At 64.0% G+C, this 26,996-nt stretch carries 20 protein-coding genes, 1 tRNA gene, 1 pseudogene and 1 riboswitch; of the genes and pseudogenes, 11 read left to right on the top strand and 11 right to left on the bottom strand.

What is annotated here, in order from left to right:
- The first annotated feature begins 1 nt into the window (after position 1).
- Positions 2 to 400, top strand: a complete 399-nt coding sequence (locus tag N7568_RS13690; RefSeq protein WP_261610354.1) for a hypothetical protein — start codon at positions 2 to 4, stop codon at positions 398 to 400.
- Between the two features lie 3 nt (positions 401 to 403).
- On the opposite strand, the gene N7568_RS13695 is transcribed toward N7568_RS13690, so the two are convergent.
- Positions 404 to 1,306, bottom strand: coding sequence for a LysR family transcriptional regulator (locus N7568_RS13695; protein WP_261610355.1), 903 nt, complete (start codon positions 1,304 to 1,306; stop codon positions 404 to 406).
- A gap of 137 nt (positions 1,307 to 1,443) precedes the next feature.
- On the opposite strand from N7568_RS13695, the gene N7568_RS13700 reads away from it, so the two are divergent.
- Complete coding sequence (locus N7568_RS13700) at positions 1,444 to 2,832, top strand: MFS transporter (protein WP_261610356.1); 1,389 nt, start codon at positions 1,444 to 1,446, stop codon at positions 2,830 to 2,832.
- A 4-nt stretch (positions 2,833 to 2,836) separates the two neighbouring features.
- Positions 2,837 to 3,586 carry a 3-hydroxybutyrate dehydrogenase gene (locus N7568_RS13705; protein WP_224094915.1) on the top strand — a complete coding sequence of 250 codons (750 nt, stop codon included), beginning with the start codon at positions 2,837 to 2,839 and terminating at the stop codon, positions 3,584 to 3,586.
- A 20-nt stretch (positions 3,587 to 3,606) separates the two neighbouring features.
- On the opposite strand, the gene N7568_RS13710 is transcribed toward N7568_RS13705, so the two are convergent.
- Complete coding sequence (locus N7568_RS13710) at positions 3,607 to 5,043, bottom strand: amino acid permease (protein ID WP_261610357.1); 1,437 nt, start codon at positions 5,041 to 5,043, stop codon at positions 3,607 to 3,609.
- A 244-nt stretch (positions 5,044 to 5,287) separates the two neighbouring features.
- On the opposite strand from N7568_RS13710, the gene N7568_RS13715 reads away from it, so the two are divergent.
- The gene (locus N7568_RS13715; RefSeq protein WP_261610358.1) at positions 5,288 to 6,094 is read left to right on the top strand and encodes an IclR family transcriptional regulator; all 807 of its coding nucleotides are present in this window, start codon (positions 5,288 to 5,290) and stop codon (positions 6,092 to 6,094) included.
- Here the strand turns inward: N7568_RS13715 and N7568_RS13720 are convergent.
- Positions 6,091 to 6,537 carry an SRPBCC family protein gene (locus tag N7568_RS13720; RefSeq protein WP_261610359.1) on the bottom strand — a complete coding sequence of 149 codons (447 nt, stop codon included), beginning with the start codon at positions 6,535 to 6,537 and terminating at the stop codon, positions 6,091 to 6,093. The genes N7568_RS13715 and N7568_RS13720 overlap by 4 nt on opposite strands.
- A gap of 163 nt (positions 6,538 to 6,700) precedes the next feature.
- On the opposite strand from N7568_RS13720, the gene N7568_RS13725 reads away from it, so the two are divergent.
- From N7568_RS13725 to N7568_RS13735, 3 genes are all read left to right on the top strand, one after another.
- On the top strand, positions 6,701 to 8,440 hold the full coding sequence (locus tag N7568_RS13725; protein ID WP_261610360.1) for a urocanate hydratase: 1,740 nt from the start codon (positions 6,701 to 6,703) through the stop codon (positions 8,438 to 8,440).
- A 4-nt stretch (positions 8,441 to 8,444) separates the two neighbouring features.
- Positions 8,445 to 10,037, top strand: a complete 1,593-nt coding sequence (hutH, locus tag N7568_RS13730; RefSeq protein ID WP_261610361.1) for a histidine ammonia-lyase — start codon at positions 8,445 to 8,447, stop codon at positions 10,035 to 10,037.
- 199 nt (positions 10,038 to 10,236) lie between these two features.
- Positions 10,237 to 10,485: a hypothetical protein gene (locus tag N7568_RS13735; RefSeq protein ID WP_144651965.1), complete on the top strand. Its 249-nt coding sequence runs from the start codon at positions 10,237 to 10,239 to the stop codon at positions 10,483 to 10,485.
- Between the two features lie 122 nt (positions 10,486 to 10,607).
- Here the strand turns inward: N7568_RS13735 and N7568_RS13740 are convergent, their stop codons facing one another.
- The 6 genes and pseudogenes from N7568_RS13740 to N7568_RS13765 all read right to left on the bottom strand — a co-directional run bounded on the left by N7568_RS13740 (position 10,608) and on the right by N7568_RS13765 (position 19,091).
- Positions 10,608 to 10,829: a hypothetical protein gene (locus tag N7568_RS13740; protein WP_261610362.1), complete on the bottom strand. Its 222-nt coding sequence runs from the start codon at positions 10,827 to 10,829 to the stop codon at positions 10,608 to 10,610.
- Between the two features lie 102 nt (positions 10,830 to 10,931).
- Positions 10,932 to 15,831, bottom strand: a pseudogene (locus N7568_RS13745) (NAD-glutamate dehydrogenase).
- Between the two features lie 141 nt (positions 15,832 to 15,972).
- A tRNA-Cys gene (locus N7568_RS13750) sits at positions 15,973 to 16,043 on the bottom strand.
- Positions 16,044 to 16,107: 64 nt separating this feature from the next.
- Positions 16,108 to 16,566 carry a hypothetical protein gene (locus N7568_RS13755; RefSeq protein WP_261610363.1) on the bottom strand — a complete coding sequence of 153 codons (459 nt, stop codon included), beginning with the start codon at positions 16,564 to 16,566 and terminating at the stop codon, positions 16,108 to 16,110.
- A gap of 61 nt (positions 16,567 to 16,627) precedes the next feature.
- Positions 16,628 to 17,575: a formimidoylglutamase gene (gene hutG / locus N7568_RS13760; protein WP_261610364.1), complete on the bottom strand. Its 948-nt coding sequence runs from the start codon at positions 17,573 to 17,575 to the stop codon at positions 16,628 to 16,630.
- A gap of 73 nt (positions 17,576 to 17,648) precedes the next feature.
- Positions 17,649 to 19,091, bottom strand: coding sequence for an NCS2 family permease (locus tag N7568_RS13765; protein WP_261610365.1), 1,443 nt, complete (start codon positions 19,089 to 19,091; stop codon positions 17,649 to 17,651).
- Between the two features lie 114 nt (positions 19,092 to 19,205).
- Here N7568_RS13765 and N7568_RS13770 point away from each other — a divergent pair, with 114 nt between their 5' ends.
- Positions 19,206 to 19,850 carry a copper resistance CopC family protein gene (locus N7568_RS13770; protein WP_261610366.1) on the top strand — a complete coding sequence of 215 codons (645 nt, stop codon included), beginning with the start codon at positions 19,206 to 19,208 and terminating at the stop codon, positions 19,848 to 19,850.
- 174 nt (positions 19,851 to 20,024) lie between these two features.
- Positions 20,025 to 20,193: riboswitch (cyclic di-AMP (ydaO/yuaA leader) on the top strand.
- A gap of 3 nt (positions 20,194 to 20,196) precedes the next feature.
- Complete coding sequence (locus N7568_RS13775; protein ID WP_261610367.1) at positions 20,197 to 20,976, top strand: hypothetical protein; 780 nt, start codon at positions 20,197 to 20,199, stop codon at positions 20,974 to 20,976.
- A 164-nt stretch (positions 20,977 to 21,140) separates the two neighbouring features.
- Here N7568_RS13775 and N7568_RS13780 read toward each other — a convergent pair whose 3' ends face one another.
- Positions 21,141 to 21,833, bottom strand: coding sequence for an FAD-binding protein (locus N7568_RS13780; protein ID WP_261610368.1), 693 nt, complete (start codon positions 21,831 to 21,833; stop codon positions 21,141 to 21,143).
- A 415-nt stretch (positions 21,834 to 22,248) separates the two neighbouring features.
- On the opposite strand from N7568_RS13780, the gene N7568_RS13785 reads away from it, so the two are divergent.
- Entirely contained in the window at positions 22,249 to 23,286 is a 1,038-nt protein-coding gene (locus N7568_RS13785) for a universal stress protein (protein WP_261610369.1), read from the top strand.
- A gap of 20 nt (positions 23,287 to 23,306) precedes the next feature.
- Complete coding sequence (locus N7568_RS13790; protein ID WP_261610370.1) at positions 23,307 to 26,075, top strand: PEP/pyruvate-binding domain-containing protein; 2,769 nt, start codon at positions 23,307 to 23,309, stop codon at positions 26,073 to 26,075.
- Here the strand turns inward: N7568_RS13790 and N7568_RS13795 are convergent.
- A complete protein-coding gene (locus tag N7568_RS13795) occupies positions 26,072 to 26,992 on the bottom strand; it encodes a cation diffusion facilitator family transporter (RefSeq protein ID WP_261610371.1) in 921 nt (306 codons plus the stop codon). The genes N7568_RS13790 and N7568_RS13795 overlap by 4 nt on opposite strands.
- Positions 26,993 to 26,996: the final 4 nt, after the last annotated feature.

The following is a 26,996-nucleotide window of genomic DNA, read 5'->3' on the forward strand; positions in this document are numbered from 1 at the left end:
CATGGAACAGCTCCTGTCAAAGGCAACGGCCGCAGCGGCGTGCGCCGGAATCGCAGCCCACGTCGCTATGGTTTCGTCCGGGGGCTGGATGATGGCCATGGGGCTCTGCATGGCTCTGGTTTGCATCCCCTGCGCCTGGACCATGTGGCGCGCCCCCTCGCTGCGTACGGCCAGGATGCTTGTGGGCATGTCATTGGCAATGGCGGTCCTGCACGCGGTGCTCATCATGGGTGTTGCTGCTCCCGTGAACCACGTGCACGGCGTCGTGCCTTTGACGGACGTGGCCGCGGCCCATTCCTCGCATGTGGCCCCGGCTTTGGCAGTTATCGTTGCGGACTTCGTCACGGCCTGGCTTGCGGCGGCCTGGCTTCGGAGGGCTGTATCCATGCAGCAACCATGAACGTCATTTGGCCCAGGTGCCCAGCAGCTCTTCCCGCCGGTTCTCCGTTTCCTCGCGTAAAGCCTGCACGACGGCGGCTACCGCGGGGCGGCGCATGGAGTCCGGGCGGAGGACCATCCAGTAGGGGAGAAGCTCGGCGAAGTCCGAGGGCAGCAACCGCACCAGGTCTGCGTGCCGATCCGCCATGAAGCAGGGGAGGAATCCCACGCCGGCGCCTGCCCGCGTCGCTTCAACATGGACAAAAACGTTGGTGGAACTCAGGCCATCGCGCATGGTGGGGACCAGCCTGCGGGGAGCATCCAAGTCATCCACTTGCAGCATTGAGTCCACGAAATACACCAGCTGGTGCTGCGTCAGTTCCTCAATGCTGGAGGGCGTCCCGTTGTCCGCAAGGTAGGTGCGCGAGGCGTACATTCCCAACCGGTACTCGCCCAGCCGGACCGCCTCCGCACGGTGCACCTGCGGTGTTCCCACCACCACCTCGATGTCCAAACCGGACCGTTGCTGGAGCGCCCGGCGCGTCACCGTCACGATTTCCACACTCAGCCCAGGGTGCTCCCTTCGCAAGCGCGCCACAGCTGGGGCCGCGATATAGGCACTGAAGCCATCGGTCGCGGTCATGCGTACGACGCCGGTAATGGGGTCGGGCGCGCGGTCGGACGGTCCCAGCGCGCCCACCGCAGCCTCAATCCGTTCTGCGACCAGAACGGCATCCGCACCCAGCTCGGTCACCTCCCATCCGCCCGCGGCACGCGCGAGGATCCTGCCGCCCAGCGCCTTCTCCAGCGCCGCTATCCTGCGCGAAACAGTGGTGTGGTTGAGCCCCAGGGCTTGGGCCGCCGTCGTAAATTTTCCTGAACGTGAGACGGCGAGGAAGATGAGGAGGTCGTCCGGGTTCGGCTTCATATCTGCAATTTTGCACACATAGGGTGCCTCTTTGGTCATTGAGAGACAACAAATCTGCGGCAATACTCAGTGGAGCATTTCGTGTTGTGGATCACATCACGTTCAAAAGGGTCAAAGAGGACACTGAGGAGATGGATATGAGCGTAGAGCAGCGCTCCGCATCAAGAGCAGGGAAAGGGGCCGGCGAAGGCTCCGGACTCAAGAAGATCGTCGCGGCCTCGATGGTGGGCACCGTGGTGGAGTGGTACGAGTTCTTCCTGTACGCCACGGCAGCCACGTTGGTTTTCGGCAAGTACTTCTTCCCGAGCACCGGCAATGAACTGGACGGCATCATCCAGGCTTTCATCACCTATGCCGTCGGATTCGTTGCCCGCCCTCTCGGTGGCATCGTGTTCGGCCAGATCGGCGACAAGCTGGGCCGCAAGCCCACCCTGCAGCTGACCATCGTGATCGTGGGCGTCTCCACTTTCCTGATGGGTTGCCTCCCGGGTTTCATGGACATCGGATACTGGGCACCGGCCATGCTGGTGGCGCTCCGCTTCATCCAGGGCTTCGCGCTGGGCGGCGAATGGGGCGGCGCCGTGCTGCTCGTGGCTGAGCACAGCCCCAACAAGTCCCGCGGTTTCTGGTCATCGTGGCCACAGGCCGCAGTGCCGGTGGGTAACCTCCTGGCCACGCTGGTCCTGTTCGTCATGTCCACCACCCTCAGCAGCGAAGCCTTCCTCGGCTGGGGCTGGCGTGTCGCATTCTGGCTCTCCGCAGTGATCGTGTTCGTTGGCTACTACATCCGCACCCACGTCACCGAAGCCCCGATCTTCCTTGAAGCCAAGGCGCAGGTGGAGGAGTCCAAGGCCATCAGCTACGGCGTGGGCGAGGTCATCCGCAAGTACCCCAAGGGCATCCTGCAGGCCATGGGCCTCCGCTTCGCAGAGAACATCATGTACTACCTCGTGGTGAGCTTCGCGATCGTCTACCTCAAGAGCGTTCACAAGTACGACACCTCCTCGCTCCTGCTGGCCCTGCTGATCGCCCACGTCATCCACTTCCTGGTCATCCCGCAGGTGGGACGCCTGGTGGATTCGTGGGGACGCAAGCCCGTGTATCTTGTGGGCGCGATCACCGGCGCAACCTGGCCGTTCTTCGCCTTCCCCATGTTCGATACCAAAAACGCCGTGGTGATTGTGCTCGCCGTAACCATCGGCCTCTGCCTGCACGCCTTCATGTATGCCGGGCAGCCGGCCATCATGTCCGAGCTCTTCCCCACCCGCATGCGCTACTCCGGTGTTTCACTCGGCTCGCAGGTCACGTCGATCTTCGCCGGCTCACTTGCGCCGCTGCTGGCAACCCAGTGGCTCAAGGACACCGGATCCTGGGTTCCCACCGCCATCTATCTGGTGGTCGCTTGCGCCATCACCGTTGTCGCCGTTGTATCGCTGAAGGAGACCAAGGGCATCGCGCTGCAGGAAGTGGACGAGGCCGATGCCATCCGCCACGGGCTGACAACGTCATCTACTTCGAAAGGCTGAATCCGTGGACAACTCCCTGAATGGACGCAAAGCTCTGGTGACCGGCGGGGCGAGTGGGATCGGGGCTGCCTGTGCCCGTGCGCTCGCCGCCCGAGGGGCGAAAGTAGTAGTGGCCGACGTCGATGCCTCCGGGGCTGCGGCCCTCGCCGATGAGCTGGGCGGCACCGCCTGGACAGTGGATCTGTTGGACGTCGACGCCCTGGCCGCGCTCAGCCTCGACTGCGACATCCTGGTCAACAACGCCGGCATCCAAAAGGTTGCGCCGATCGAGGAGTTCGAACCCGCGGAGTTCCGGCGGATCCTGGCCCTGATGCTGGAGGCACCGTTCCTCCTCATCAGGGCCGCTCTCCCGCACATGTACGCCAACGGGTTCGGCAGGATCATCAATATCTCATCGGTCCACGGTCTCCGGGCCTCCGCCTACAAGAGCGCGTACGTCTCCGCCAAGCACGGCCTTGAGGGACTCAGCAAGGTCACTGCCTTGGAGGGTGGCGAGCACGGCGTGACATCCAACTGCATCAACCCCGGGTACGTCCGCACGCCGTTGGTTGAACGGCAGATCGCCGATCAGGCCCGGCTCCACGGCATCCCCGAAGCCGAGGTCCTGGCCAAGGTGATGCTCACGGAGTCCGCGGTGAAACGGCTGGTGGAGGTGGAGGAAGTTGCGTCGTTGGCGGCCTGGATGGCCTCCGACGACGCCGGTATGGTCACCGGCGCGAGCTACACCATGGACGGTGGCTGGTCGGCCCGGTAAACACCTCCGCGGGGTGACAGTTACGCTGTCTCGTCCACCAGCTCTGCACGGCGCAGGCCTCCACCACGAACCCACAGTTTGTACGCCACGAACAGCAGGACCAGCCACGTGCCGCCCACATACAGGGCTACCCGCGTGTCCTCAAAGACACCCAGGATCACGATCACCATGGCCATGAAGGCCATGGCCAGGACGGAAGCAACGGGCCACAGCGGCGACCCGAACTCCGACGCCGGCAGGCCCTTGCGCTTGATCTCCCGCTTCATCGCGACGTGCGAAGCCAGAATCATCACCCAGACCCACACGGTGGCGAAAGTTGCGATCGATGCAATCAGCACGAACACGTCCTCCGGAATGACGGCGTTCAGAACGACGCCCACCAGCAGGATGCAGCCCATCATCACCACAGTCATCCACGGAACACCGTGCCGGGAAATCTTGCTGAAGCTCTTGGGCGCGTGACCCTGCTGGGCCAGGCCAAACAGGATACGGCCGGCTCCGAAGATGTCGCTGTTGATGGCGGAAAGGGCGGCCGTGATGACTACTGCGTTCAGAATGTGCGGCGCAGCAGGGATGCCCAAACCGTCGAAAATCTGCACGAACGGGCTACCGCTGCTGCCAATCTCGTTCCACGGGAAGATGCTCATCAATACGCCCAGGGTCAGCACGTAGAAGAGCAGGACGCGGACCGGCACAGTGTTGACGGCTTGCGGGATGACCTTCTTGGGATTGGCGGCTTCGCCGGCGGTGATACCGATCGTTTCGATCCCGCCAAAGGCAAACATCACGACGGCGAACGCGGCCAGGAGCCCCTCGAAACCGTTCGGGAACAACCCGCCGTGATTGACGAGGTTCCCCAGTCCGGGTGCCACTCCACCGCCGTCGCCCGTTTGGAAACCAAACACGACGATCGCCGCACCGCCCACGATCATGGCGATGATCGCCACCACCTTGATGAGCGAGAACCAGAACTCCAGCTCACCGAACACCTTCACGCTGAGCAGGTTCATGGCACCCAGGAACAGGATGATTGCCAGGACCCAGATCCATCTGTCCACCTGTGGGAACCAGAAGCCCATATAGATACTGAAAGCGGTGACATCGGCGATAGCCACGATCGCCATTTCGAAAACGTAGGTCCAGCCGGTCACGAAGCCCGCGAACGGTCCCAAGTACTTGCTTGCGTACTGGCCGAAGGAGCCGGACACGGGGTGTCGAACAGCCATTTCGCCGAGGGCGCGCATCACCATGAACACGGCCGCGCCGCCAATGATGTAGGCCAGCAGGACGGCCGGACCGGCTTTCTGGATGGCGGAGGCGGAGCCGTAAAAGAGGCCCGTACCGATCGCGGATCCGAGCGCCATGAAGCGGATGTGGCGGACGCTGAGGCCTCGGCTGAGCGCCGTACCCGCGGCTTGGAGGACAGAGCTCTCCGTTGCCAGCTTGGTTTGTTGCATAGTAAACCTTCTCGTCTTTGGGAGGGGATCGCTATCCAGCAGATCACTTTTGGGGGCCTTGTGATCGGACTCACGGGGCTTTGGTGTCTTTGATCGCAGACAGCGCGCGGAATAGTCTGGCATTTCAGACATCGCAACGGCGTGGTGGTCTGGTGCCCCGGCTGCAGAAGGTGCAGGCTTAAGTACGGGATACCGGACAGCTTGGTTTCGGGGGTCCCCCGCCAAGCCCCTGCAGTGAGGAACCATGACAACGACGCCAACCGCCACAGGCAAGGCCACGTCCAAAGTCCCGGCCGCGGAAAACACCCTGCGCATCCTGAAACTGTTGGCCTCGCGTCGGGGGCCGATGGCGGCGTCGAACATCGCAACAGCGCTTGGCCTCCCGCGTTCCAGTGTCTATCACCTGCTCGGCGTCATGGAGGCCAACGGTTTCGTCCTGCACCTTCATGAGGAGCAGCGTTACGGACTCGGCATCAGCGCCTTCGAGCTCAGCTCGGCGTATTCGCGGCAGGAACCCTTGTCCCGGCTCGGCCGGCCGATGCTCGCTTCATTGGTTGACGTGATCGGCGAAAGTGCACACCTCGCGGTGCTCCACGGCCGCGACGTCCTGTACATCGTTGAGGAGCGCGCCAAGAACCGCCCGAGCCTGGTGACCGACGTCGGGGTTCGCCTTCCCAGCCACCTCACTGCCTCGGGCCGAGCCATTCTGGCCGCACTGCCAAAGTCGCAGGTTCGGGCACTCTACCCAAATGCCGCCGCCTTCACCTCCCGCCACGAGGTGGAATTCCCCATCATGAAATACTCTGCCTTGTCGTCGCATTTGGACCAGGTGCGCCAACGCGGCTACGCCACGGAGAACGGCGAAATCACGCCTGGTTTCGGCTCCATCGCCGCCGCTGTGACGGACCATGTGGGATGGCCGACGGCGGCAGTCGCCGTGACGTTCCTGGAGGACAAAGTTCCTGCTGAGCAGTGGCCGGTGCTCGCTGCCCGCATCCAAAAAGCGGCGGACGAACTATCGGTGCGGATCCACGGGCGCCCGGCCGGCTAGCCCTGCCTGCTGTTACCTGGGGTTTCGCTCTCGACGAGTTGACGGAAGGTCTCCAGCTCGCCTTGGAAGCTGCCCCGGTAGGACCCCATGGCGAAGATTCGCCCCATGATCGCTGAGATGAATCCGCGGGTCGCGAACTCCTGGTGAATGCGCGTGCCCTCGCCCTCGGGCTCGAACGTTACCGCAGACTCGCCCTTCAATATTGCGTTGCCGAAGCGGGTGCGGATGAACCGGGGCCTCTCCACCTCAAGGATCTCGGTGGGGCTTGCCATCCGCCCGAACCACACCGTGTAGCGGCTGCCGGCCTGGTCGATTGAGCCGACGCGGTCAGTCACGCGGGTGACCCCGCCGATCCACTCCGGGAACCGGTCCAGGTCCGTCCAGGCTGCAAACACACGCTCAGGCGGTGCTGCAACGAGCGTCGTCACTCGGAACGTTGCCATGGGTCCAGCATGCGCTCATTGTCGAGCGAATGCGAGGGGTTGGTGCGGGTCTGTAATCCCGGACAGGACCACTCTAAAAGCCGTTCCGGCCGCTTGATAAAGGGGCTTTAGTAGAAGCAGAAGATCTTTCCACCACACACTTCCCACAGACGAAGGAGTCACCATGGCACCCGCCGATTTCACCACTGGTGCCCGTCCGGTCAAGGCCGCCCGGGGTACTGAACTTACTGCCAAGTCGTGGCAGACCGAGGCGCCGTTGCGCATGCTGATGAACAACCTGGATCCCGAGGTCGCTGAGCGCCCGGATGATCTGGTGGTTTACGGCGGCACGGGCCGTGCTGTGCGTTCCTGGGCTGCGTTTGATGCGATCACCCGGACGCTTGAGACCATGGAAAAGGACGAAACCCTCCTGGTCCAGTCCGGCAAGCCGGTGGGTGTGTTCCGCACCAACGAGTGGGCGCCCCGTGTTCTCCTCGCCAACTCCAACCTCGTCGGTGACTGGGCTACGTGGCCTGAGTTCCGCCGGCTCGAGGCTGAGGGTTTGATGATGTACGGCCAGATGACCGCCGGGTCCTGGATCTACATCGGCACCCAGGGCATCCTGCAGGGGACGTACGAAACGTTTGCCGCCGTCGGCAACAAGCTTGCTGCTGTCAGGCAGAACACCGTCCGCCACCCGGCACCCGCCGCGGAGGGTTCCACCGAGGGCCCGCTGGCCGGCACCCTGACCTTGACGGGTGGGTGCGGTGGCATGGGCGGGGCCCAGCCGCTGGCCGTGACGTTGAACGACGGCGCGTGCTTGATCGTGGACGTTGATGAGACCCGTCTGCGCCGCCGCGCGGGCAAGCGCTACCTGGACGAGGTCGAAACCGATCTGGATGCCGCGATCGCCAAGGTCCAGAAGGCCAAGGACGAGCGCCGTGGCTGGTCCGTCGGTTACGTGGGCAACGCCGCGGAGGTGTTCCCGGAACTGCTGCGCCGCCACAAGGCCGGAGAGCTGACCATTGATGTGGTCACGGACCAGACGTCCGCGCACGATCCGCTGTCCTACCTGCCCGAGGGCATCAACGTCGATGAGTGGCACACCGAAGCCGAAGCGGACCCCGAAGGGTTCACCAAGAAGGCACAGGCATCCATGGCCCGCCACGTACAGGCCATGGTGGAATTCCAGGACGCCGGCGCCGAAGTCTTCGACTACGGCAACTCCATCCGGGATGAGGCCCGTAAGGGCGGCTATGACCGGGCGTTCGAGTTCCCGGGCTTCGTCCCGGCGTACATCCGTCCGTTGTTCTGCGAGGGCCTTGGCCCGTTCCGCTGGGTTGCCCTGTCAGGTGACCCCGAGGACATCGCCGTCACGGACAAGGCCATCAAGGAGCTGTTCCCTGAGAACACCCACCTGCACAAGTGGCTGGACGCTGCAGCGGACCGCGTGGAATTCGAAGGCCTGCCGGCACGTATTTGCTGGCTCGGTTACGGCGAACGGGCCAAGGCCGGCCTGCTGTTCAACCAGCTCGTGAAAGAAGGCAAGGTCAAGGCTCCGATCGTGATCGGCCGCGACCACCTGGACTCCGGCTCGGTCGCTTCCCCGTACCGTGAGACCGAATCCATGGCTGACGGTTCGGACGCGATTGCTGACTGGCCGCTGCTCAACGCCATGCTCAACACGTCCTCCGGTGCCACGTGGGTCTCGATCCACCACGGCGGCGGTGTCGGTATTGGCCGGTCCCTGCACGCCGGGCAGGTTTCCGTCGCCGACGGCACCGACCTGGCTGCCGAGAAGCTCGAACGGCTCCTGACCAACGACCCCGGCATGGGCGTCATCCGCCACGTCGACGCCGGTTACGACCGCGCCATCGAGGTCGCCAACGAACGCGGCGTCCGCATCCCCATGAACGAGAACTAAGAACATGACTATTACCTCCAACGAACAGCTCACCGTCACCCTCGGCTCCAGCGGCGTAACCCCGGAAGACGTCGTCGCCGTCGCACGCCACGACGCCAAGGTGACCATCTCCCAGGATGCCCTGGACAACGTCGCCAAGGTCCGTGCGCACATCGACAGCCTCGCCACAAGCGATGTCCCGGCGTACGGCATCTCCACAGGCTTCGGTGCCCTGGCCAACCGCCACATCCCCAACGACCTCCGCACCCAGCTGCAGAAGTCGCTGATCCGCAGCCACGCTGCGGGCATGGGCCCGGCTGTTGAACGCGAAGTGGTCCGCGGCATCATGTTCCTCCGCGCCAAGACCCTGGCCTCCGGCCGCACGGGCGTCCGACCCGTGGTTCTCCAGACCATGGTTGACGTCCTCAACGCCGGCATCACCCCGTTGGTCCGCGAATTCGGTTCGCTCGGCTGCTCCGGCGACCTCGCCCCGCTGTCCCACTGCGCGCTGGTCCTCATGGGCGAAGGCGAAGCGACCGGTCCCGACGGCGAACTGTACGGAACTGCAGGCAAGCCGCCTGTCGCTGAGCTTCTTGCGCAGCACGGCATCGAGCCGGTCACCCTCGCTGAGAAGGAGGGCCTGGCCCTCGTCAACGGCACCGAAGGCATGCTCGGCATGTTGCTGATGGCCATCGCCGACATCCGTTTGCTGCTCGCGACGGCGGACGTCACCGCCGCGCTCAGCGTCGAGGCGCTCCTCGGTACAGACCAGGTGTTCCTGCCGGAGCTCCACGCCGCACTGAGGCCGCACCCGGGCCAGGCTGCCAGCGCGGACAACATGCTCCGCGTACTGTCCAACTCGCCGATCGTCGCATCCCACCGGATCAACGACACCAAGGTGCAGGACGCCTACTCGCTGCGTTGCGCTCCGCAGGTTGCCGGCGCCGTCCGCGACACCGTGGACCACGCCGCACTGGTGGCGTCCCGCGAACTCGCCGCAGCCATCGATAATCCGGTGGTCCTTCCGGACGGCCGCGTCACGTCCAACGGCAACTTCCACGGCGCCCCCGTCGCCTACGTCCTGGACTTCCTGGCCATCGCCGTAGCGGACCTCAGCTCCATTGCCGAGCGCCGCACGGACCGCATGCTGGATCCGGCCCGCTCACACGGGCTCCCGGCCTTCCTCGCAGGAGACCCCGGCGTGGACTCCGGCCTCATGATCGCCCAGTACACGCAGGCCGGTTTGGTTTCGGATAACAAGCGCCTTGCCGTCCCGGCGTCCGTGGACTCCATCCCGAGCTCCGCTATGCAGGAAGACCACGTGTCCATGGGTTGGCACGCTGCCCGGAAGCTGCGCAAGGCCGTGGAGAACCTCCGCCGCGTGCTCGCCGTCGAGCTTGTCACCAGCGCCCGCGCCATTGACATGCGGACGCAAATGTCCGACGGCGAACTCACCCCGGGTCCTGCCGGTACGGCAGTGCTTGAGGTGCTTCGTGAAGTGGTTCAAGGCCCGGGTACCGACCGGTTCCTGTCACCGGAACTGGAAGCGGCTGACCGTTTGGTGGGCTCCGGCGCGGTCCGCGCGGCCGCCGAATCCGCCGTCGGGATATTGGCCTGACGTCGAATAAAACGCTCATTTGATGGGCATATTTGTCATGCCCCGGTCTTTGTTCGCAACGCAATCACCGGGGCGTGGCAAATGTAGTAGAACTTATGGTGTACGTCACGTCCACGCCAACGATGTCGTGGGCCTGACGGTCAACCGTTCACACAACTCAATACACAACAGAGAACATCCACAAAGGGGTAGAAGTTCAATGAAGGCACGCGGAGCAGTCCTGTCCAGGCGAAACGCTCACTCGGCTACGGTATCCGACTGGAAGACGCTGAAGGTTGGCGAGAGGGTGGAAGTGGTCAAGTACGCCCACGTGATCGCCGCCGGTCTGGTCGAGGAAATTTCCAGCAGCGGAAACGTGGTGTGGCTTGAGCACTCGGGCCCCGGCGTTACCGAAGAGGGCAAGGAACTGTTCATGAAGTCCGACGGCGTGACGCTCCGCCGGGCATAGGCGGAGGTTCCGCAGAGATACTTGTTAAACAGAAACCGGGGCTCGTTCCCTTCCGCGGGTAGTAGATGCGGAAGGGAACGGGCCCCGGTTTTTGGCGTCGCTGCCGGAAATACGTTGGGGTATCAGGCGGCGAGGACTTCGTGGGTCTGACCGAAGGGAACGGATTCGTCCAGGGCCACGGTGTAGGTGCCGGGCTCGTGGCGCGTCACCAGAATTCCGCATGCAGCGTCGGCTGCTGCGTTTTCGATCAGGGCATCCACGGCGCGGTCGAGTCCGTCGTGGATCTCGGCTGCCTTGGAAAAGGACAGGCGAATTTCGCGTTCTGCAGTCATTGCAGGGGTCATTGGGGGCCTCCTATTACATGTCGCATGCGAGGGCGACCCGTCAATCATAGTCGGTGGAAGTCGAATATTTGTAAGATGACTGGCAGGTGAGTGACCTGGGTCTCATCTGCGAACCATGGCGCGGAGTAGCTTCACGGCCACCGAAAGTGCTGCGATATCCACCGGACCTGGCTTGATGGCCTCCTGGATGGTTTCTTGGATGCGCGCCAATTGTTCGATGTTCCCGTGCTCCCAATCCATGATTCGTTTCACGGGATCAGTTGGCATGGAGGAGCGTGGCGTGTGCCTGACCACGGCTTTGGTCATGTCGGCCAACACCAAGTACATGTCATCCCTCAAGGCAGCTCTTGCCAAGGACTCCCAGTGGGTGGCTCGCGGGAGCATGGTGATGTGTTCCAGCAGGGGGATGGCAGAAATCCGCTCGAAGACGGCAAAGTACACCTCTGCCACGGCTTCCGCTGGTTCCTGCAGCTCCTCGGCAATGGCCGAAATGTCCAAGAGGCCGTAACTGACCAAAAGCTCGGAAGCCCGGATCCCCAGGGGATGGGGCAGGCCCACGGAATCCGTATGGGCAAGCCGCTTGAGTGAGTGCGCCAGGTTGATGCCGTGCAGGAAGCCGGTGAAGTTGGCCCGTGTCAGGGACATCGGCTGTTCCAGCCGGGCCAAGGCATCGGCAACGGGCTTGTCGCGGAAATCATGCGTCACGTACCAGCGCACGGAGCGGTCCAGCAGGCGGCGCATGTCCAGCGCTACGGCGGCACCATGCTCGCTGGGTGTGCTGGCAGGCAGCTCGGCGATGGCCTGGGTCACCGAGTCCAGATCCCAGATCTTCCGCATCACCACAAAGCCGCGGGCCACTGCCGCCGCTGACACGGTGGTCTCTTCCATGGCCCGGAAGGCGAAAGCAATGCCGCCCATGTTGATCATGTCGTTGGCCACAACCGTGGCCACGATTTGCCCCCGGAGAGGGTGCGTGGAGAGGTGTTCCCCGAATCGCTCCGAAACCTGGTGGGGGAAGTAGTCGCGGAGTGTTTGCGAGAACCACGGATCGTCGGCAAGGCCGCCATCCGTGAGCTCCCGGGCAAGCTCGATCTTGGCGTAGGCGGCCAGGACGGCCAGCTCGGGAGTCGTGAGTCCCTTTCCCGTGAGGACGCGGGCCTGTAGTTCCTCGTTGCCCGGGAGGAACTCCAGGCTCCGGTCCAGGTCCGTGACGGACTCCAGCCAGTCCATGGTCCTTTCGAAGCTGGGGCTCCACTCGACGGCCAACTGCTTGTCATTGAGGAGCAACACGTTCTGGTCATCATTGGTCTTCAGCACAAGGCGTCCGACTTCGCCCTGCAGGGACTGAAGGAACGCCGTCCGTTCGGCCCCGGACATCCGGCCCGCGGCGATCATTCGGTCCAGGAAGATCTTGATGTTGACCTCATGGTCCGAACAGTCCACCCCTGCCGAGTTGTCGATCGCGTCCGTGTTCACCAGGATGCCCGCCAGCGCAGCCTCGATCCTGCCGCGCTGGGTGACGCCGAGGTTGCCGCCTTCGGCGATGATGTGGGTGCGAAGCTGGCCACCATCGACGCGGATGGCATCGTTCGCTTTATCCCCGACGTCGGCATGGGACTCCGTGGATGCCTTGACGTACGTGCCGATTCCGCCGTTGTACAACAGGTCGACCGGGGCCATGAGGACTGCCCTGAGAAGCTCCGGAGGACTCATCGCGATGGCGCCGCTCGGATCGGCGCCCTCTTCCAAACCCAAAGCCAGCCGGACCTCTTCGGTAATCACAATGGATTTGTCCGTGCGCGCGAAGACGCCTCCGCCCGGGCTGAGTTTGCCGGGATCGTAGTCCGCCCAGCTGGAGCGGGGGAGCTTGAAGAGCCGTTCACGCTCGGCGTAGGACACGATGGGGTCCGGGGTGGGGTCCAGGAAGATGTGCCGGTGATCGAACGCGGCCACCAGCTTGATGTGGTTGGACAGGAGCATGCCGTTGCCGAAGACGTCGCCGCTCATGTCGCCGATTCCCACCACAGTGAAATCCTCGGCTTCGGAGTCGATCATCAGTTCGCTGAAATGGTGCCGCACGGAGACCCAGGCGCCGCGGGCGGTGATGCCCATCTGCTTGTGGTCGTAGCCCACCGATCCGCCCGAAGCGAAGGCGTCCCCAAGCCAGAAGCCGTACTCGGCGGCCAGGGCGTTGGCGATGTCCGAGAAAGCGGCGGTTCCCTTGTCTGCAGCGACCACCAGGTAGTAGTCGTCGACGTCGTGACGCACCACTCGGGATGGAGTCACCACGCGACCGTTGGTGCCGCCGTCGGGATCCGGTACCAGGTTGTCCGTGATGTCCAACAGCCCGCGGATGAAAGTCCGATAGCTTTCCTGGCCCTCCGCGAGCCAGGCCGTGCGGTCTTCGGCAGGGTCCGGGAGTCGCTTGGGAAAGAAGCCGCCCTTGGCTCCAGTAGGAACGATCACGGCGTTCTTGACCGTCTGCGCCTTCACCAAGCCGAGGATTTCCGTCCGGAAGTCCTCGCGCCTGTCGGACCATCGGAGTCCGCCGCGGGCTATCGGACCGAAGCGCAGGTGGACACCTTCAACGCGCGGGGAGTACACCCAGATTTCGAAGCGTGGCCGGGGTGCCGGGGCTGCCGGGAGGATCGAAGGGTTGAGTTTGAAGCTGACATGGGGTTTGTCCAAGTAGAAATTGGTGCGCAGCGTGGCTTCCACCAGGCTGGCAAGCGTCCGGAGGAGACGGTCAGCGTCCAACACCGGAATGGCATCGATTGCTTCCAACAGCTTCGCCCGGGCACTGTGGATTGCCTGCGTCCGATGGCTCAGTTCGCTGCTGCCTTCCTCGAAAACATCACCTTGGGAAGGGTCGGCAGCCCGGCTGGTGACCTCAGGGTCGAACAGGTCCGGCTCATAGCTGTCAGGGTTGAACTTCGCTTCGAACAACTCCAGCAGCGCGTGCGTTGCCATGGCATTTTCGCGGAGTGTGTCGGCGATGAAGCCGTACGAGTTGGTGCTGCCAAGTTGCCGCAAGTACTTCGCATAAGCGCGCAGGATGGTCACCCTCCGCCAGTCGATGCCTTCCCGGATGACCAGGGCATCGAAGGCATCCGATTCCGCATCGCCGCGCATGGCGGCGCAGAACGCGCCGGCCAGTAGATCATCCGTGGCCAGGGGATCCAACCCGCGCGGGTACTTGAGTCCGAGGTCGTACAGGAAGAACTGCCGGCCGTCGGCGCGCTGCACGTCGAAGGGACGCTGGTCCAGGACCTTGAGTCCGAGGTTGTGGAAAAAGGGGAGGATCTGGGTGAGGCTTTGCGGGCGGGTCAGGTACAGCCGGATGCGGGCATCTTCCGTGAGGACGGCAGTACCGGGACGTTTGTAAACGGTCAGCAGCGGGTCGGTTTCCCTGCCTTCGTCAGGCGGAAAGCTCTCGAACTTCGAAATGTCCTCAACAGCGTCCTCTACCTCGAAATCGGCTTTGTAACTGGCGGGGAACGCGGCAGCCCACTCACGGGAGAGCCGCGTCACCTCATCCGCCGGATAGCGGGCCTGCAGCGCCTCGGCCAAGCCCTGGGCCCAGGTCCTCGTGGCGGCGATGATTCGCGGCTCCAGTACCGAGGCATCCACGACGCCGGAAGTCCCACCTGGAGTCGAAGCTGCCTGCGGCAGCAGCACCCGGAAAAACACCCGTGCCATGGCGGATTCGCCCAAACGGAGCTCAAACTCGATGGAGTCCGAATTGAAGGCCTCACGAAGTTCACGCTCAATGGTGAGCCTGACGGCGGTGCTGTACCGGCGGCGGGGGAGGAAGACGAGCGCAGTCATGAACCGGCCGTACGAGTCCGGGCGAAGGAACAACCGGGTGCTGTGGCGTTCCTGCAGACGCAGGGTCTCGCGGGCATGGGAAACGAGCTGTTCGGCGTTTTATATGGAACAGCTCATCGCGGGGGTAGCCCTCCATCACGGCCAGAAGCTCCTTGCCATGATGCGAACTCGGCGGGTAGCCGAACGCTTGCAGCGCTTCCTTCACGGTGTCCCGGATGACGGGGATCTCCAGGGCTGAGCGGGAGGTCGAGCTGGGCGAAAAAAGGCCCACGAAGGTTTGCCCGCTACCGTCCACGCCGTACCCCGGGCCTACCCGTATTTCGTCCAAGTAGGCGCGGCGCAGGACTGTGGAGCGCTGGGTGGACTTGGTGAGGGTGAGGAGCGGGTGCTCCGGCGAGCCGGTGTCTGCAGGTTCCATGCCCATTGATTCCCGCAGCAGGCCGAGGCCACGACGCCCGCGATAGCCCAGGAAGACAAAGTTTCCTTCGTCCAACCAACGCAGCAGTTCCTGTGCTTCCGTCGCTTCCTTGGCCGCCCCTGCTTCCCCCGCTTCCCTGGCCGACTCCGCGCGCCCGGCAAGCCTCCTCACTTCATCTGCAAGTTCCTGGTGGATTGCCTCGGTGTCTTCCGCCGCAGCCCTCACGTCGCGGAGGACCCCCTGCAGGCGGTCAACAAGGAGTTCCGCGCTGGCCTCATCCGGAAGCCGGGGGACTTCGATGGCCATCCACGCCTCGGCGAGCGGTCCGCCGTCGTGGTTCTGTTGGGTGACCGGCCGGGCAGGAGAGTCGGCGGCGGAAGGTTCGACGCCGGTCGGCAGCCCTGTGCGGGGTGGTGCCCTGTGGATTTGGGTGAGGCGGTGGGTGGCCGGGTCGCGCGCCACGCTGAAGGTTGGGTGGACCAGGAAGCGGATGGACGCCGTGTCCCGGGCAATCTCGGCAGTGACGGAGGGGAGGAGGTAGGGCATGTCATCGGTGACGATTGCCACCACGCTGGCGTCGGCCTCGTTGAGCACCCCGATCACTGCTTGCCCTGGCTCACGCCGCTCGGCCAACGACCGGTGGTAGCGGGCACGTTCCAGCAGCGTTTCGGGCGCATAGTTGCGGGCGTCGTCCGCGGACACGTGCTCGTAGTAGTCGGTCAGGAATCCGTCTGTCGGCTCCGTGCTGGGTGACATGTCGCTGCGCCTCCGCTGCGCAAAGGAGCGGCCGTGCTCTGCGGTCGGGCGAAGTCCCTGCGCCTCACTTCATGCTCCCGCGAGATGGCATTTGATGCCAATGTTTCTCGCGAGGGGTTTTCCCGCTCCAGGATCCCCAAGACGTGGTGGCGGGATTCGAACCCGCGTGCGCTGCTTTGCAGGCAGCTCCCTGGCCTCTCGGGTGCACCACGTGCAAACGACACTAGGCGGCCGGATGCGGCGCGATCAAAGTTCGTTTCCCCAGCTTTCGCGGGGCTACGCGGTGTTGCTTCTGGTTGCGGCCAATGACGTGTGCCTGGCCAACTTTGTGACCCCGGACGCTACCAAGAGCGTCAGAATGGCCGCTGCCATGTGCGTATAGAGGAGGAGGTGGACGTTGCCCGCACTGGCGGCTGGCCCCGCGGGCACGTCCCCCAAGGTCAAGCCGCCATGCAAGTGGTCCAGCAGCCCGCTGCCTGGAAAATAGCCACCGAAGGCGTCGAAGCCGACGTGAAGCAGTTGCTGCGCCAGCCCGGAAAGGAGCAGCAACAACAAGGGTCCGTGCACCCAGCGGGCGATCAACTGGGCGGCCAAGGCGCAGAAGGCGGCGAAAGCCAGGAGGACAGGTATGGCCGGCGCACTGCCACCAGCGACCATGTGGGCTGCCAGTCCCAGAATCACAGCCACTGGCCCGGCCACCCAGGCCCACTTGTCCTGCACAGGAGTTGCGCTCATCGCCGTCCTTCCCTCCCCACAGGCTAAGCGGAGGAAGCCGGCTGGGAAAGGGGCCAGACGCCTATGCCAGGAGCGTGTTCACCAGCCGTGCAGCCACCTTGGCGGTCCGGTTATCGATATCGAACTCAGGATTCAGCTCTGCAACGTCCAGGTGGAGCAGCTTCCCGCTCGCTGCAACCTGCCGGCAAACTGCGCTGATCACCGGCAAGGGCACACCGTAGGCAGCGGGTGCACTCACCCCGGGAGCTACGGAGGCAGGCATCACGTCAAGGTCGATCGTCAGGTACAGCACATCCACGCCTGACAGGAAGTCAGAAACGAAAACCTCCACGGCCTCCGGAGAGCACGCTTCATCGAGCAAGTACTTCACGCCCAGGCGGTCCGCCGTGTCGAAGAGCGTCCGCGTGTTGTTGGGTTCGGATATTCCGACGACGGCGTACTTGAGTTCCCGGCCCGCGGCAGCTTCCGCTTGGGCCATCTGCAGGAAGGGCGTGCCCGAGCTTGGCGTGGGTTCGTCGCGCAGGTCGAAGTGGGCATCCAGGTTCAGCACGCCCAGCCGCTTGCCGCGGACCGGCTCAGAACCGGCGACGCCCAAGTAGCTGGCAAACGCGGTCTCGTGTCCGCCGCCCAGCACCACGGTGAGGTTGCCGGCGTCGAGCAGTTCCGCAATGGCGCGGCCGGCACGCTCTTGACCCGCCTCCAGCGAGTCGTCCTCCACAACCACATCACCGGCGTCGAATACGTTCCGCTGGAGGTGGTAAGCCATGGGGCCCAGCGCCGTGCGGATGGCGGCCGGAGCCGCAGCCGCACCCACGCGGCCCTTGTTGCGGAGGACGCCGGCGTCGCTGCAGAAGCCAAGCACGACGGCGGGACGCGAGGCAGCAGCGGCCGCTGCGGGTGTGTGGGGTGTCACGGCTTGCCACCAGCGCCGGTGCTCTACGCCGTCGCCATCGAATCGGCCGGTCCAGGGCGTGGGGCTGACATCTACAGTGATGGTGCTGGTTTGCATGCTTTAAGCACACCGGACCCGGACTGCCAATACCAGCAGTTCCGGGTCCGGAGTGTCTGAAATACCGGAATGCCTATTTGACGCCCAGGAGTTCCTCAACGGTTCCGATGCCGAAGAACAGCAGGAACGCGCCGGCCACAGCCCACATGAGGGGGTGGACTTCGCGTGCACGGCCTTGGAAGGTGCGGATCAGGACGTAGGAGATGAAACCGGCGCCGAGGCCGTTGGCGATGGAGTAGGTGAACGGCATGAGCGAGATAGTAAGGAACGCGGGAATGCCGACGCCCCAATCCTGCCAGTCGATCTTGCCCACCTGGGACACCATCATGAAGCCCACGACCACCAGCGCCGGGGCAACTGCTTCAAACGGGACAAGGTTGATCAACGGCGTGAAGAACATGGCCACCAGGAAAAGCAGGCCGGTGACGATCGAGGCGAGGCCCGTGCGGGCGCCTTCACCGATGCCCGCGCCGGATTCAACGAAGATCTGGTTGGAAGAAACGGACGCGCCGCCGCCCACGATCGCTCCGAGCGCGTCCACCTGGAGAACGCGGTCCACGTTGGGGATGTTGCCGTCCTTATCTACGGTTCCGGCCTCGTTGGCCAGGCCCACCATGGTGCCCATGGCGTCGAAGAAGATGCTGAGCAGGATCACGAAGGCCAGCAGTGCGGCGGCGATGAACCCCAGGTGCTCGAAGGCGCCGAACGGGTTGGCCTTGCCGATCAGGGAGAGGTCCGGGGCACCCCACTCGGAGAGTGTTGGCGCCACCAATGACCAGCCGCGCGGGTTGACCGTGGTGCCGTCAAAGCTGGGCCCGATGTGGAGCGTGAACTCAAGGATGGCAGCCAGCGCCGTTGAGACCACGATGCCGATCAGGATGGCACCACGGACCTTACGGACCACCAGTGCGATGGTCAGGATCAGGCCAACGGCGAACACCAGCGTCGGCCAGCCCATGAGCTTGCCGTCGACGCCAAGTCCCAGCGGAACAGTGGTGCCGGCGGCGTCAGGGATCCGGCGCACGAATCCTGCGTTGACCAAGCCGATCAGTGCAATAAAGAGGCCAATGCCCACCACGATCGCGGTCTTCAGGGCTTCCGGCACAGCCTTGAACACGGCAGTACGGAAACCGGTGAGGACCAGAATGAGCATCGTGATGCCGGAGAGCACCACGAGCCCCATCATGTCCGGCCAGGTCAGCTCAGGATGGGAGGCGACTGTGACTGCCACGAAAGCGTTGACGCCAAGTCCCGTTGCCACGGCGAACGGGTGCTTGGCCCAGGCGCCCATGAGGATGGTCAGGATGCCGGCCACGAAGGCGGTAGTGGCTGCGACCGCCGTGAAGCCCAGGGACGCTCCACTCGAGTCCGCTCCGGAGAGGATCAGCGGGTTCAGCACCACGATGTAACTCATGGCAAAGAACGTTGCGAAGCCGCCGCGAATTTCCCGCGAGTACGTGGATCCACGTTCAGTGATTTTGAAGTAGCGGTCGACTGCAGAACCTTGTTTAAGCATGGAGGACTCCGGGGATCGAGGGGAGTGTGCTCTCAAATCCTATGCGGTCGGATACGGGCGCTTCCGACGATTCGCCTAGTCTGTAAGGAAGCCAACACTAGGAGAAACCGCCCCATGCGCACCATCCGCCCGCTTCTGGCCGCCGTCGTCGCTGCTCTTGCCTTCGCGTCCGCCCTGCTGTTTTCTGCGGCTCCGGCGTCCGCACACGACGTCGCCGAATCCACTACGCCGGCCAACGGTGCCAGCGTGACGGAAGTACCGGCGTCGGTCGCCATTACTTTCAACAACCGGCCGCTGGCCATCGGATCCGGCGTGACGGTCACTGCGGGCGGCGAAAACTGGGCCGATGGCCCGGTTGAAATCATCGACAACCAGGCGGTCCAGAAGCTGCGCGATGGCGCGCCGGCCGGCGAATACACGGTGGTTTGGCGCGTGGTCAGCTCCGATTCGCACCCGATCGAGGGCACCTTTACCTTCACGGCCACCGCAGGAGGCACGACGCCGGCAAGCGGTTCAGCGGGTGCCTCACCGACGGCCTCGGCATCGTCAGCAGCACCGACCGCAGCAGTGCCGACGGCGGGAACCGCGGCGCCGGGAACCGGCAACAGTGAGCCTGCCCCGGATGCTTCCCAGCCCTTCCCGTGGAGCATCGTCGGACTGGCAGTTGTTGCTATCGGTCTCGTGATCTTCCTGGCTGTTACGGCAAGGAAGAAACTTGCCGCTTCAAACGACCCGGATGGCGATACTCCCGCGGAATGACGGGGTTTTCTACGTACCTGCGAATATCTCGAAACGATCACCGCGACACGCCAGAACCACGCTTCTCGTTACTTAAATGTGACTTCCGCGTGATCATCGCGTACGGTTGTACCTGTGCCTGTTCCACGTAGCAGGCACTTCCGGCCTGATTGCCTAGCTCTGCCGCAGTCCGGAATCCGTTCGCAGACAAACCTTACGGCAGAGACGGGGAACCCATTTTAGGTCGCTTTCGAGCGTGCCTTGGGGTGAAGTCACGAAGCTTCCGCTGAACAGCGGGGGATAGTGACCGGGTGACTCCCATCCGAATCCGACAGCTAACCTCGCAGGCATCGGGAGAGGCTCTTTCATGTCTTCACGCATTCTTCGCGGCCGTCGTAAGGCGGACAGCGTACGTCCTAATCCGTTCATCTCCATCTCCAAGGCAGTTGCCAGCAACGCTTCCGGCGCTGGCCGCCAGGCAGCCGTCATCGCAGCAGCCTCGGGTCTCGTTTTGACCGGATCCATTGCTGCCCACGCAGCCGAAGCTCCGGTACAGCGGGATTCCAGCCCGGCAACGGTCGCTGAGACCGTATCCGAGGCTCCCACCCAGGTTGTTACCGCCGCATCCACGGCAACCATCAACTTCGAGCGCCCCGCTGTTGCCTCCGTAGCAGCTCCGGTCATCGAAAAGCCGGCACCGGTTGCTCCCGCTCCCGTAGCCAAGAAGGCAGCAGTTACCACTGCCGCTGCAACGGCTCCGGTCGCCAAGGCTGCAGCTGCCGCTCCGGCTGCTGCTGCTGCTCCCGCTGCTGCAGCCCCGGCAGTCGGTGGCGTCAACGCAGCCATGGTTGCCTCGGCTTACGCCCAGATCGGCATCATGCAGGACTGCACCGCCATGGTGGAAAAGGCCCTCGGCTCCGCAGGTATCCCCGTAGGTGACCTCGGCCCCATGCAGTTCATGAACTACGGCAAGGTTGTCAGCGACCCCCAGCCCGGTGACATGATCGTCCAGTCCGGCCACGTCGCCATCTTCATCGGCAACGGCCAGGCCATCAGTGGTGGCATCAACGGCAACCAGACGGGCATCCACCCGATCAGCTGGTTGACCGCAACGGGTCCCCTCACGTACGTACGCGCTGGCGCATAAGCCTCACGCTTCAGTTCAAAGGCCGGTGCCTTCGGAGACTTTCGTCTCCGAAGGCACCGGCCTTTGGCGTTAAGTTTTGTGCGAAAAAGTTTCCCAGCGGATGTACGACGGCGGACCAGCCGGCCTTTGCCGGGTTGGGAGCCGGTGTTTGCGGGCTTGACCCGTTATGCGGTGGCGATACCCGGCCCGGCCGGAAGGGCAACTTTGGCCGAGATTGCCTGGCCCACGGCCTTCGCCTGGCGGAGCACTTCCTTGGGTGTGGGGGTGATGAGTTCGCCGACGCCCACAAGGTGCATCCCGACTGCCCGCATGGCGGCGGCCAGGTTCTGCCCAATGGCAATTCCGAGTTCCGCCAGCATCCGGCGCAACTGGCTCTGCGCACAGCGCGTGACCACGATGTGGTCGGCCAAGAGAACCCCTTGGGCGGTGTGGACGGCCCACTGCCGCGGCATGGATTCGAGTGGGCCGGAAACGTGGAGCCCGGTCCTCAGCCCCGCCGTCGTCATGCTGGCGGCCAAGCCGTAACCGATTTGCTGGGACGGGTCTGAGCCCAGGAAATCAAGGCGCACGGCGCGGGTGGTGTTGCGGACGTCAAGATGATGGCTTGCGGCGTAGTTGCGCAGGTGGCGAAGGATCTCGTTGCGTTCCTGCATTGCTGCCGGATCGGCTGTGTCGGTGCGTTTAAGCATGCCCGTGTGGACCGAGGGGCCCGTGGCTGACAACGCTCCAAACCCGTCTACCACGATGGAGCCCACGCCGTAGCGGCTGAGCTCACTGGCAACTGCCAAGCCGGACAGGCCGGCTCCGATGACCACGGTGGTGGTGCGTTCCGTGGCGGAATCAGGCGTGAGTGACACTGCTTGGTTCCTCCTTGACGTGTGTGCCTTTCGGCATCGCGTGGGCTCGCGTCCGAGTCCCCAAGCGGCCGCAAATAAATGACCGGAGTGTGTGGTGGAACACTTTTGCCGGCCATTCGGTGACTCGAACACTACCGAACTTTTTCGGCCATGGATAGCCTCCCGTATCCGCGTGTTTCCGTTGTTCATCCGGAGCGCAAAATGGGCCTGCGGCAACCGAGCCCGGACCGTTATAGACATAGCCCAAAGTCGCCTTGATTCGGCGTTGCCGACCGAGAATAGTGAGCAGTGGAAGGAGAAAGTTTCAGCTTTCTCCTGCCCCGGCCATTGACAATGAAGCAGTCAGGGAATCCGACTCGGAGAACCTCTGGCAGAATAGCCGGAACATCAAGCAGTAGGTGGAGAGGCGGGCCCCATGGACCAGCACGGCAGACACAGTGAAGAGCCACAGCAGGGCGATGACCAGGCTGTTGCCCCGGGCGGCATTGTCGTCGGAGTGGACGGTTCAGAGCACGGTCAGTGCGCCTTGGTTTGGGCCGCACGCGAGGCGGAGCGCAGGCAGCTCCCCTTGCACATCGTCACGGCATACTCCGTGCCCATCTTTGCCGCATCCGGGCTGGATGGTGGTTACGCAACTGTGGACGACTCGGTAATTCGCGAGGGTGCGGACGCGATCGTTAAACAGGCCATGGACAAAATCTCCGGCTATGCCATCGACGTTGACGCTTCCGTGGAAAACGGCGACGCCGCCGGTGTCCTGCTGGACCTCTCTGCGGACGCTGCCCTTCTTGTTTTCGGTAGCCGGGGCCGTGGCGGCTTCGTCGGACGCCTCCTGGGGTCGGTCAGCAGCGCGTTGCCAGCCCACGCCAAATGCCCCACTGTGACGGTTCCGCTGTATTGCGCCGACCGCCTGGGGGAGAACACCGAGGACAAACACATCAAGGCCGAGCATGCCAAGGCCGGCCCGCGCACAGTGGAAAACGTTGTTGCAGTGGGCGTGGACGGCTCAGAGCAAGCCCGTGTGGCAGTGCTCGAAGCGGCAGAGCAGGCCCAGCGCATGGGAGCCAAGGTCCGGGTGATCTGCGCAGTACCGCAGTACAGCGGTTCCCTTGCCTGGGTTCCGGCTCCCTTGGACCGCGATGCCTTGTTTGCCGACATCCGGGTTCAGCTTGACGCCGGTGTGGCGTGGCTCAAGAGCCACTTCCCGCAATTGACCATCGAGACGGAACTCCGGGACGGTTCGCCGGTAGACGTTCTGGTGGAAACAAGCCGCAGCGTCGAGTTGGTGGTTTTGGGCACACGAGGTCGCGGTGGATTCGCGGGCATGCTTCTGGGCTCCACGTCGGACGGCGTCCTGCACCACGCCAAGGGGCCAGTGTTGGTTGTTCCTGACCGTGAGGATCCCAGGCTCGCTGACCGCCACAAATTCGGGCCGATGCTCGGCGCTGCTTAGGCCAGGGCCCCTCACCCCCCATGAACAGCCAGCAGGCCGGGGAACAGCCGCAGGATCAGGGCGCCGGCCTTGGGATGTCGGGCACGGTGTTCATTCTGGACATCGCCGAAATCCGCGGAAGAATGCTTCCAGACGTGGGTGGCAAGGCGGCGAATTTGGGCGAGCTTGCCAGCGCCGGCCTGCCCGTGCCACCCGGCTTCTGCCTCACCACGGCTGCATACAGGCACGCTCTCTCGGCCATTGGCCTGGACGAGGTCTTTGCTGCTTTGAAGGAGGCGGGCTCTTCCGATCTGGAACAACTGAACGGGCTTGCCGCCCGGGCACGGTCCCTGGTGCTCGACGCCGGTGTCCCCGCTGAGGTCGCCGAAGCGGTGCGGTCCACCTACGAGCAGTTGGGGGACAACGTCCCGGTCGCCGTCAGGTCTTCAGCTACCGCCGAGGACCTGGCCTTCGCGAGTTTTGCCGGTCAACAGGACACCTTCCTGAACGTGGTGGGCGTGGACGCTGTCCTGGACGCCGTGAGTCGCTGTTGGGCTTCGCTCTGGACAGACCGTGCTGTGACCTACCGGAACATCAACGGGATTGACCATGCGTCGGTCACCCTGGCTGTGGTGGTACAGGAAATGGTGGACTCAGCCGTCGCTGGGGTCATGTTCACCGCCAACCCGGTGACAGGCAATCGGCACGAGGCGGTGATTGACGCCAGCCCGGGCTTGGGGGAGGCAGTGGTGTCCGGGGCCGTGAATCCGGACCAGTATGTGGTGGACGTCCGTCGCGGTGCCATTGCAAAAACAACCTTGGGTGACAGGCAGGTGGAGATCCGCTCTCTACCGGGCGGCGGCACGGAACGGGTTGAACGTCCCAGCCAGCATCAACCTGACGGTGCAAACCCGCAACCCTGCCTCAGCGAAGGGCAAGTCCTCGCCCTGGTGAGGTTGGGCACCAAGGTCCAAGAGCATTACGGAGCCCCGCAGGACATCGAATGGGCCATCGACCACGAGGGAAAATTGTGGCTCACCCAAGCCCGGCCCATCACCACCCTGTACCCGGAACCCACGCGTAGCCCTCCGACCCCCGGAGAGCACGCCTTCCTGAACTTCAGCCTCGCGCAGGGCCTCACAAGGCCCCTGACGCCCATGGGTTTGGCCGGCATCCGCCTCATAGCATCGTGCGTCGCCAGGACGGCCGCGTTCGACGTGCCTGATCCCCGGTCCGGGCCGGCGCCATACTACGAGGCCGGACAACGCATCTTCTTCGACCTCACGCCCGTGCTGCGGAGCCGGGCAGGCCGGGCGATCGCGCCGCGGGTTTTCGATGTCATGGAAGCCCGCTCAGCCACGCTGATGCGTGGTCTCTTCGAGGACCCACGCTTCCCGGTGACCATCAAGACACCTCTGAAGCTGATTCGTCATGTAGCTCCGGTTGCGGCCAAGTACCGCGTTCCCGAGTCACTGTTCCGCGGCCTGTTCCGCCCGGCTTCGGCCATGAAACGGGTGGAGAAACTCACCGCGGAATTGCGCGCCACCCTTGTGGTCCCGCGTGGAGCGACGCCCCATCAGCGGCTCGGCCATGTCCAGAGGATCCTTGGAGAGGAACTCTTCGCCACAGTGCCGCAGGTACTGCCCCTTCCTGCGCTCGGCTTTGCGATGCTGGGGCTGGTGAGGCGGCTCCTGGGCGAACAAGCTTCCCATGACGAGCTCCAAACGGTCATCCGCGGCCTGCCCCACAACGTCACCACGGAGATGGATCTGACCTTGTGGCAGCTCGCCGCTGAGATTCGGAAAGACCCCGACGCCGTTGGCTCCATGACCGGTCGAACGGCGGCCGAACTGACGGAGCAGTATCGGGACGGAAAGCTCCCCGCCGTTGCCCAAGCCGGATTGAGCTCGTTCCTCAGGACGTTCGGGCACCGTGCCATTGCCGAGATCGACCTCGGCATGCCGCGCTGGTCGGATGACCCCACCCACATCATTAGAGTCGTAGCCAACTACTTGAGGCTTCCGGACGGTGCAGAGTCCCCGGACCAGCAGTTCAAAAGGGCCGCCCGGGAAGCCGATGACCAGGTGGCGCGCTTCGTGGCGCGGGCCAGGACGAAGAGCCCGGTGCACGCGGTAATCGTGCGAACTGCCTTGGACCGGACCCGGAGGTTTGCGGGACTGCGGGAGTTGCCCAAATACAACCTCGTCCTGGGGCTGGCCGCTGCGCGGGAGCAGTTGCTCCTGGTCGGAAACGAGCTTGCTGCCTCCCAGCACATTGGGCATGCCGAGGACGTCTTCTTCCTGGACCTCGACGAAGCCGAGACCGCGCTGGCAGGAGACAACCTGCACGAGTTGGTTTCAGAACGTCGCGCCCTTTATGAGCAGGAACTCCGGCGCAGGCACATCCCACGGGTGCTGTTATCTGATGGGACAGAACCAGAAGCCACGGCCGGGATCAGCGGAAAACAGCGCCCTGGCACTTTGTCCGGCAGTCCGGCGTCGGCAGGCCTGGTGACCGCGCCGGTGCGCGTCATCATGGATCCCGTAGGTGCGCACCTGGAGCCGGGCGAAATCCTCGTTGCGCCGTCAACGGACCCTGGCTGGACACCGCTGTTCCTGACCGCCGGAGGGCTTGTCATGGAAATGGGAGGCCCCAACTCGCACGGAGCCGTAGTGGCCCGCGAGTATGGCATCCCGGCGGTAGTAGGGGTTCCAAACGCCGCTTCGCGCCTAACTACGGGTCAGCAGGTCACCGTGGACGGAGCGGCAGGGACGGTCAGCATCGAGGACGCCACTGGTGGGAGTGCCTAGGCGTGCTGGTGTGATTCGTGCTCGGAGTGGCTGACGGGCTCCAATTGGAAGGTGCAGTGGTCCGTGTCGAAGTGCCGTCCCAGGCAGGACCCCAGCTGATCCAGGATGTTGTCCGCCCCGCTGGCATTGAGGACGTCGTCTTCCACCACAACGTGGGCCGAGAACACAGGGACGCCGGACGTGATGGTCCATATGTGGATGTCGTGAGCTTCCACAACGCCATCCACGGCGAGGATGTGTTCGCGGATCATGTTGACGTCCACGCCCTTGGGAGTGGCCTCCAGGAGGACGTCCACCACGTCCCGAAGCAGGTGCCAGGCGCGGGGAATGATCATCAGGGCGATCAGCACCGAGGCGATGGGGTCCGCAGCACTGAATCCTGTGGTCATGATGACAATTGCCGCAACGATGACCGCGATGGAACCCAGGAGGTCGCCGAGGACTTCAAGGTAGGCGCCACGGACGTTGAGGCTTTCCTTTTGTGCGCCCTGCAGGATCAAGAGCGAGATGAGGTTTGCCACGGCGCCCAGAATGGCTGCCCACAGCATGACGTCCGTATGAATTTCCGTGGTCTCGCCAAAGCGTCGGATCGCCTCGATCATGATTACCACAGCGATGACGATGAGGATCAGGGCATTGGCCAGCGCGGCCAGCACTTCGGCCCGCTGGTAGCCGTACGTGCGCTGATCGCTGGCGGGGCGCGTAGCAATCCACGCTGCCATGAGCGCGATGAAGACGCCTGCGGCATCAGAAAGCATATGGCCGGCATCCGCCAGCAGCGCCAAGGAGCCAGACACGACGGCGCCAACCACCTGGATGCCCACCACCCCCAGGGTGATGGCCAGGACGGCGATGAGCCGCTTGCGATGCTTGCCGGTTGCTGTGACTCCGTGGGAGTGGTTGTGGTCGTGCCCCATGTCT

This window comes from Paenarthrobacter aurescens, assembly GCF_025421775.1.
Lineage (GTDB): Bacteria > Actinomycetota > Actinomycetes > Actinomycetales > Micrococcaceae > Arthrobacter > Arthrobacter aurescens_B.

Excerpts from the sequence above, each read along its gene's own strand:
- N7568_RS13690 (WP_261610354.1), top strand. The coding sequence starts at position 2 with ATGGAACAGCTCCTGTCAAAGGCAACGGCCGCAGCGGCGTGCGCCGGA.
- N7568_RS13695 (WP_261610355.1), bottom strand. The coding sequence starts at position 1,306 with ATGAAGCCGAACCCGGACGACCTCCTCATCTTCCTCGCCGTCTCACGT.
- N7568_RS13700 (WP_261610356.1), top strand. The coding sequence starts at position 1,444 with ATGAGCGTAGAGCAGCGCTCCGCATCAAGAGCAGGGAAAGGGGCCGGC.
- N7568_RS13710 (WP_261610357.1), bottom strand. The coding sequence starts at position 5,043 with ATGCAACAAACCAAGCTGGCAACGGAGAGCTCTGTCCTCCAAGCCGCG.
- N7568_RS13715 (WP_261610358.1), top strand. The coding sequence starts at position 5,288 with ATGACAACGACGCCAACCGCCACAGGCAAGGCCACGTCCAAAGTCCCG.
- N7568_RS13720 (WP_261610359.1), bottom strand. The coding sequence starts at position 6,537 with ATGGCAACGTTCCGAGTGACGACGCTCGTTGCAGCACCGCCTGAGCGT.
- N7568_RS13725 (WP_261610360.1), top strand. The coding sequence starts at position 6,701 with ATGGCACCCGCCGATTTCACCACTGGTGCCCGTCCGGTCAAGGCCGCC.
- hutH (WP_261610361.1), top strand. The coding sequence starts at position 8,445 with ATGACTATTACCTCCAACGAACAGCTCACCGTCACCCTCGGCTCCAGC.
- N7568_RS13735 (WP_144651965.1), top strand. The coding sequence starts at position 10,237 with ATGAAGGCACGCGGAGCAGTCCTGTCCAGGCGAAACGCTCACTCGGCT.
- N7568_RS13740 (WP_261610362.1), bottom strand. The coding sequence starts at position 10,829 with ATGACCCCTGCAATGACTGCAGAACGCGAAATTCGCCTGTCCTTTTCC.
- N7568_RS13755 (WP_261610363.1), bottom strand. The coding sequence starts at position 16,566 with ATGAGCGCAACTCCTGTGCAGGACAAGTGGGCCTGGGTGGCCGGGCCA.
- hutG (WP_261610364.1), bottom strand. The coding sequence starts at position 17,575 with ATGCAAACCAGCACCATCACTGTAGATGTCAGCCCCACGCCCTGGACC.
- N7568_RS13765 (WP_261610365.1), bottom strand. The coding sequence starts at position 19,091 with ATGCTTAAACAAGGTTCTGCAGTCGACCGCTACTTCAAAATCACTGAA.
- N7568_RS13770 (WP_261610366.1), top strand. The coding sequence starts at position 19,206 with ATGCGCACCATCCGCCCGCTTCTGGCCGCCGTCGTCGCTGCTCTTGCC.
- N7568_RS13775 (WP_261610367.1), top strand. The coding sequence starts at position 20,197 with ATGTCTTCACGCATTCTTCGCGGCCGTCGTAAGGCGGACAGCGTACGT.
- N7568_RS13785 (WP_261610369.1), top strand. The coding sequence starts at position 22,249 with ATGGACCAGCACGGCAGACACAGTGAAGAGCCACAGCAGGGCGATGAC.
- N7568_RS13790 (WP_261610370.1), top strand. The coding sequence starts at position 23,307 with ATGAACAGCCAGCAGGCCGGGGAACAGCCGCAGGATCAGGGCGCCGGC.
- N7568_RS13795 (WP_261610371.1), bottom strand. The coding sequence starts at position 26,992 with ATGGGGCACGACCACAACCACTCCCACGGAGTCACAGCAACCGGCAAG.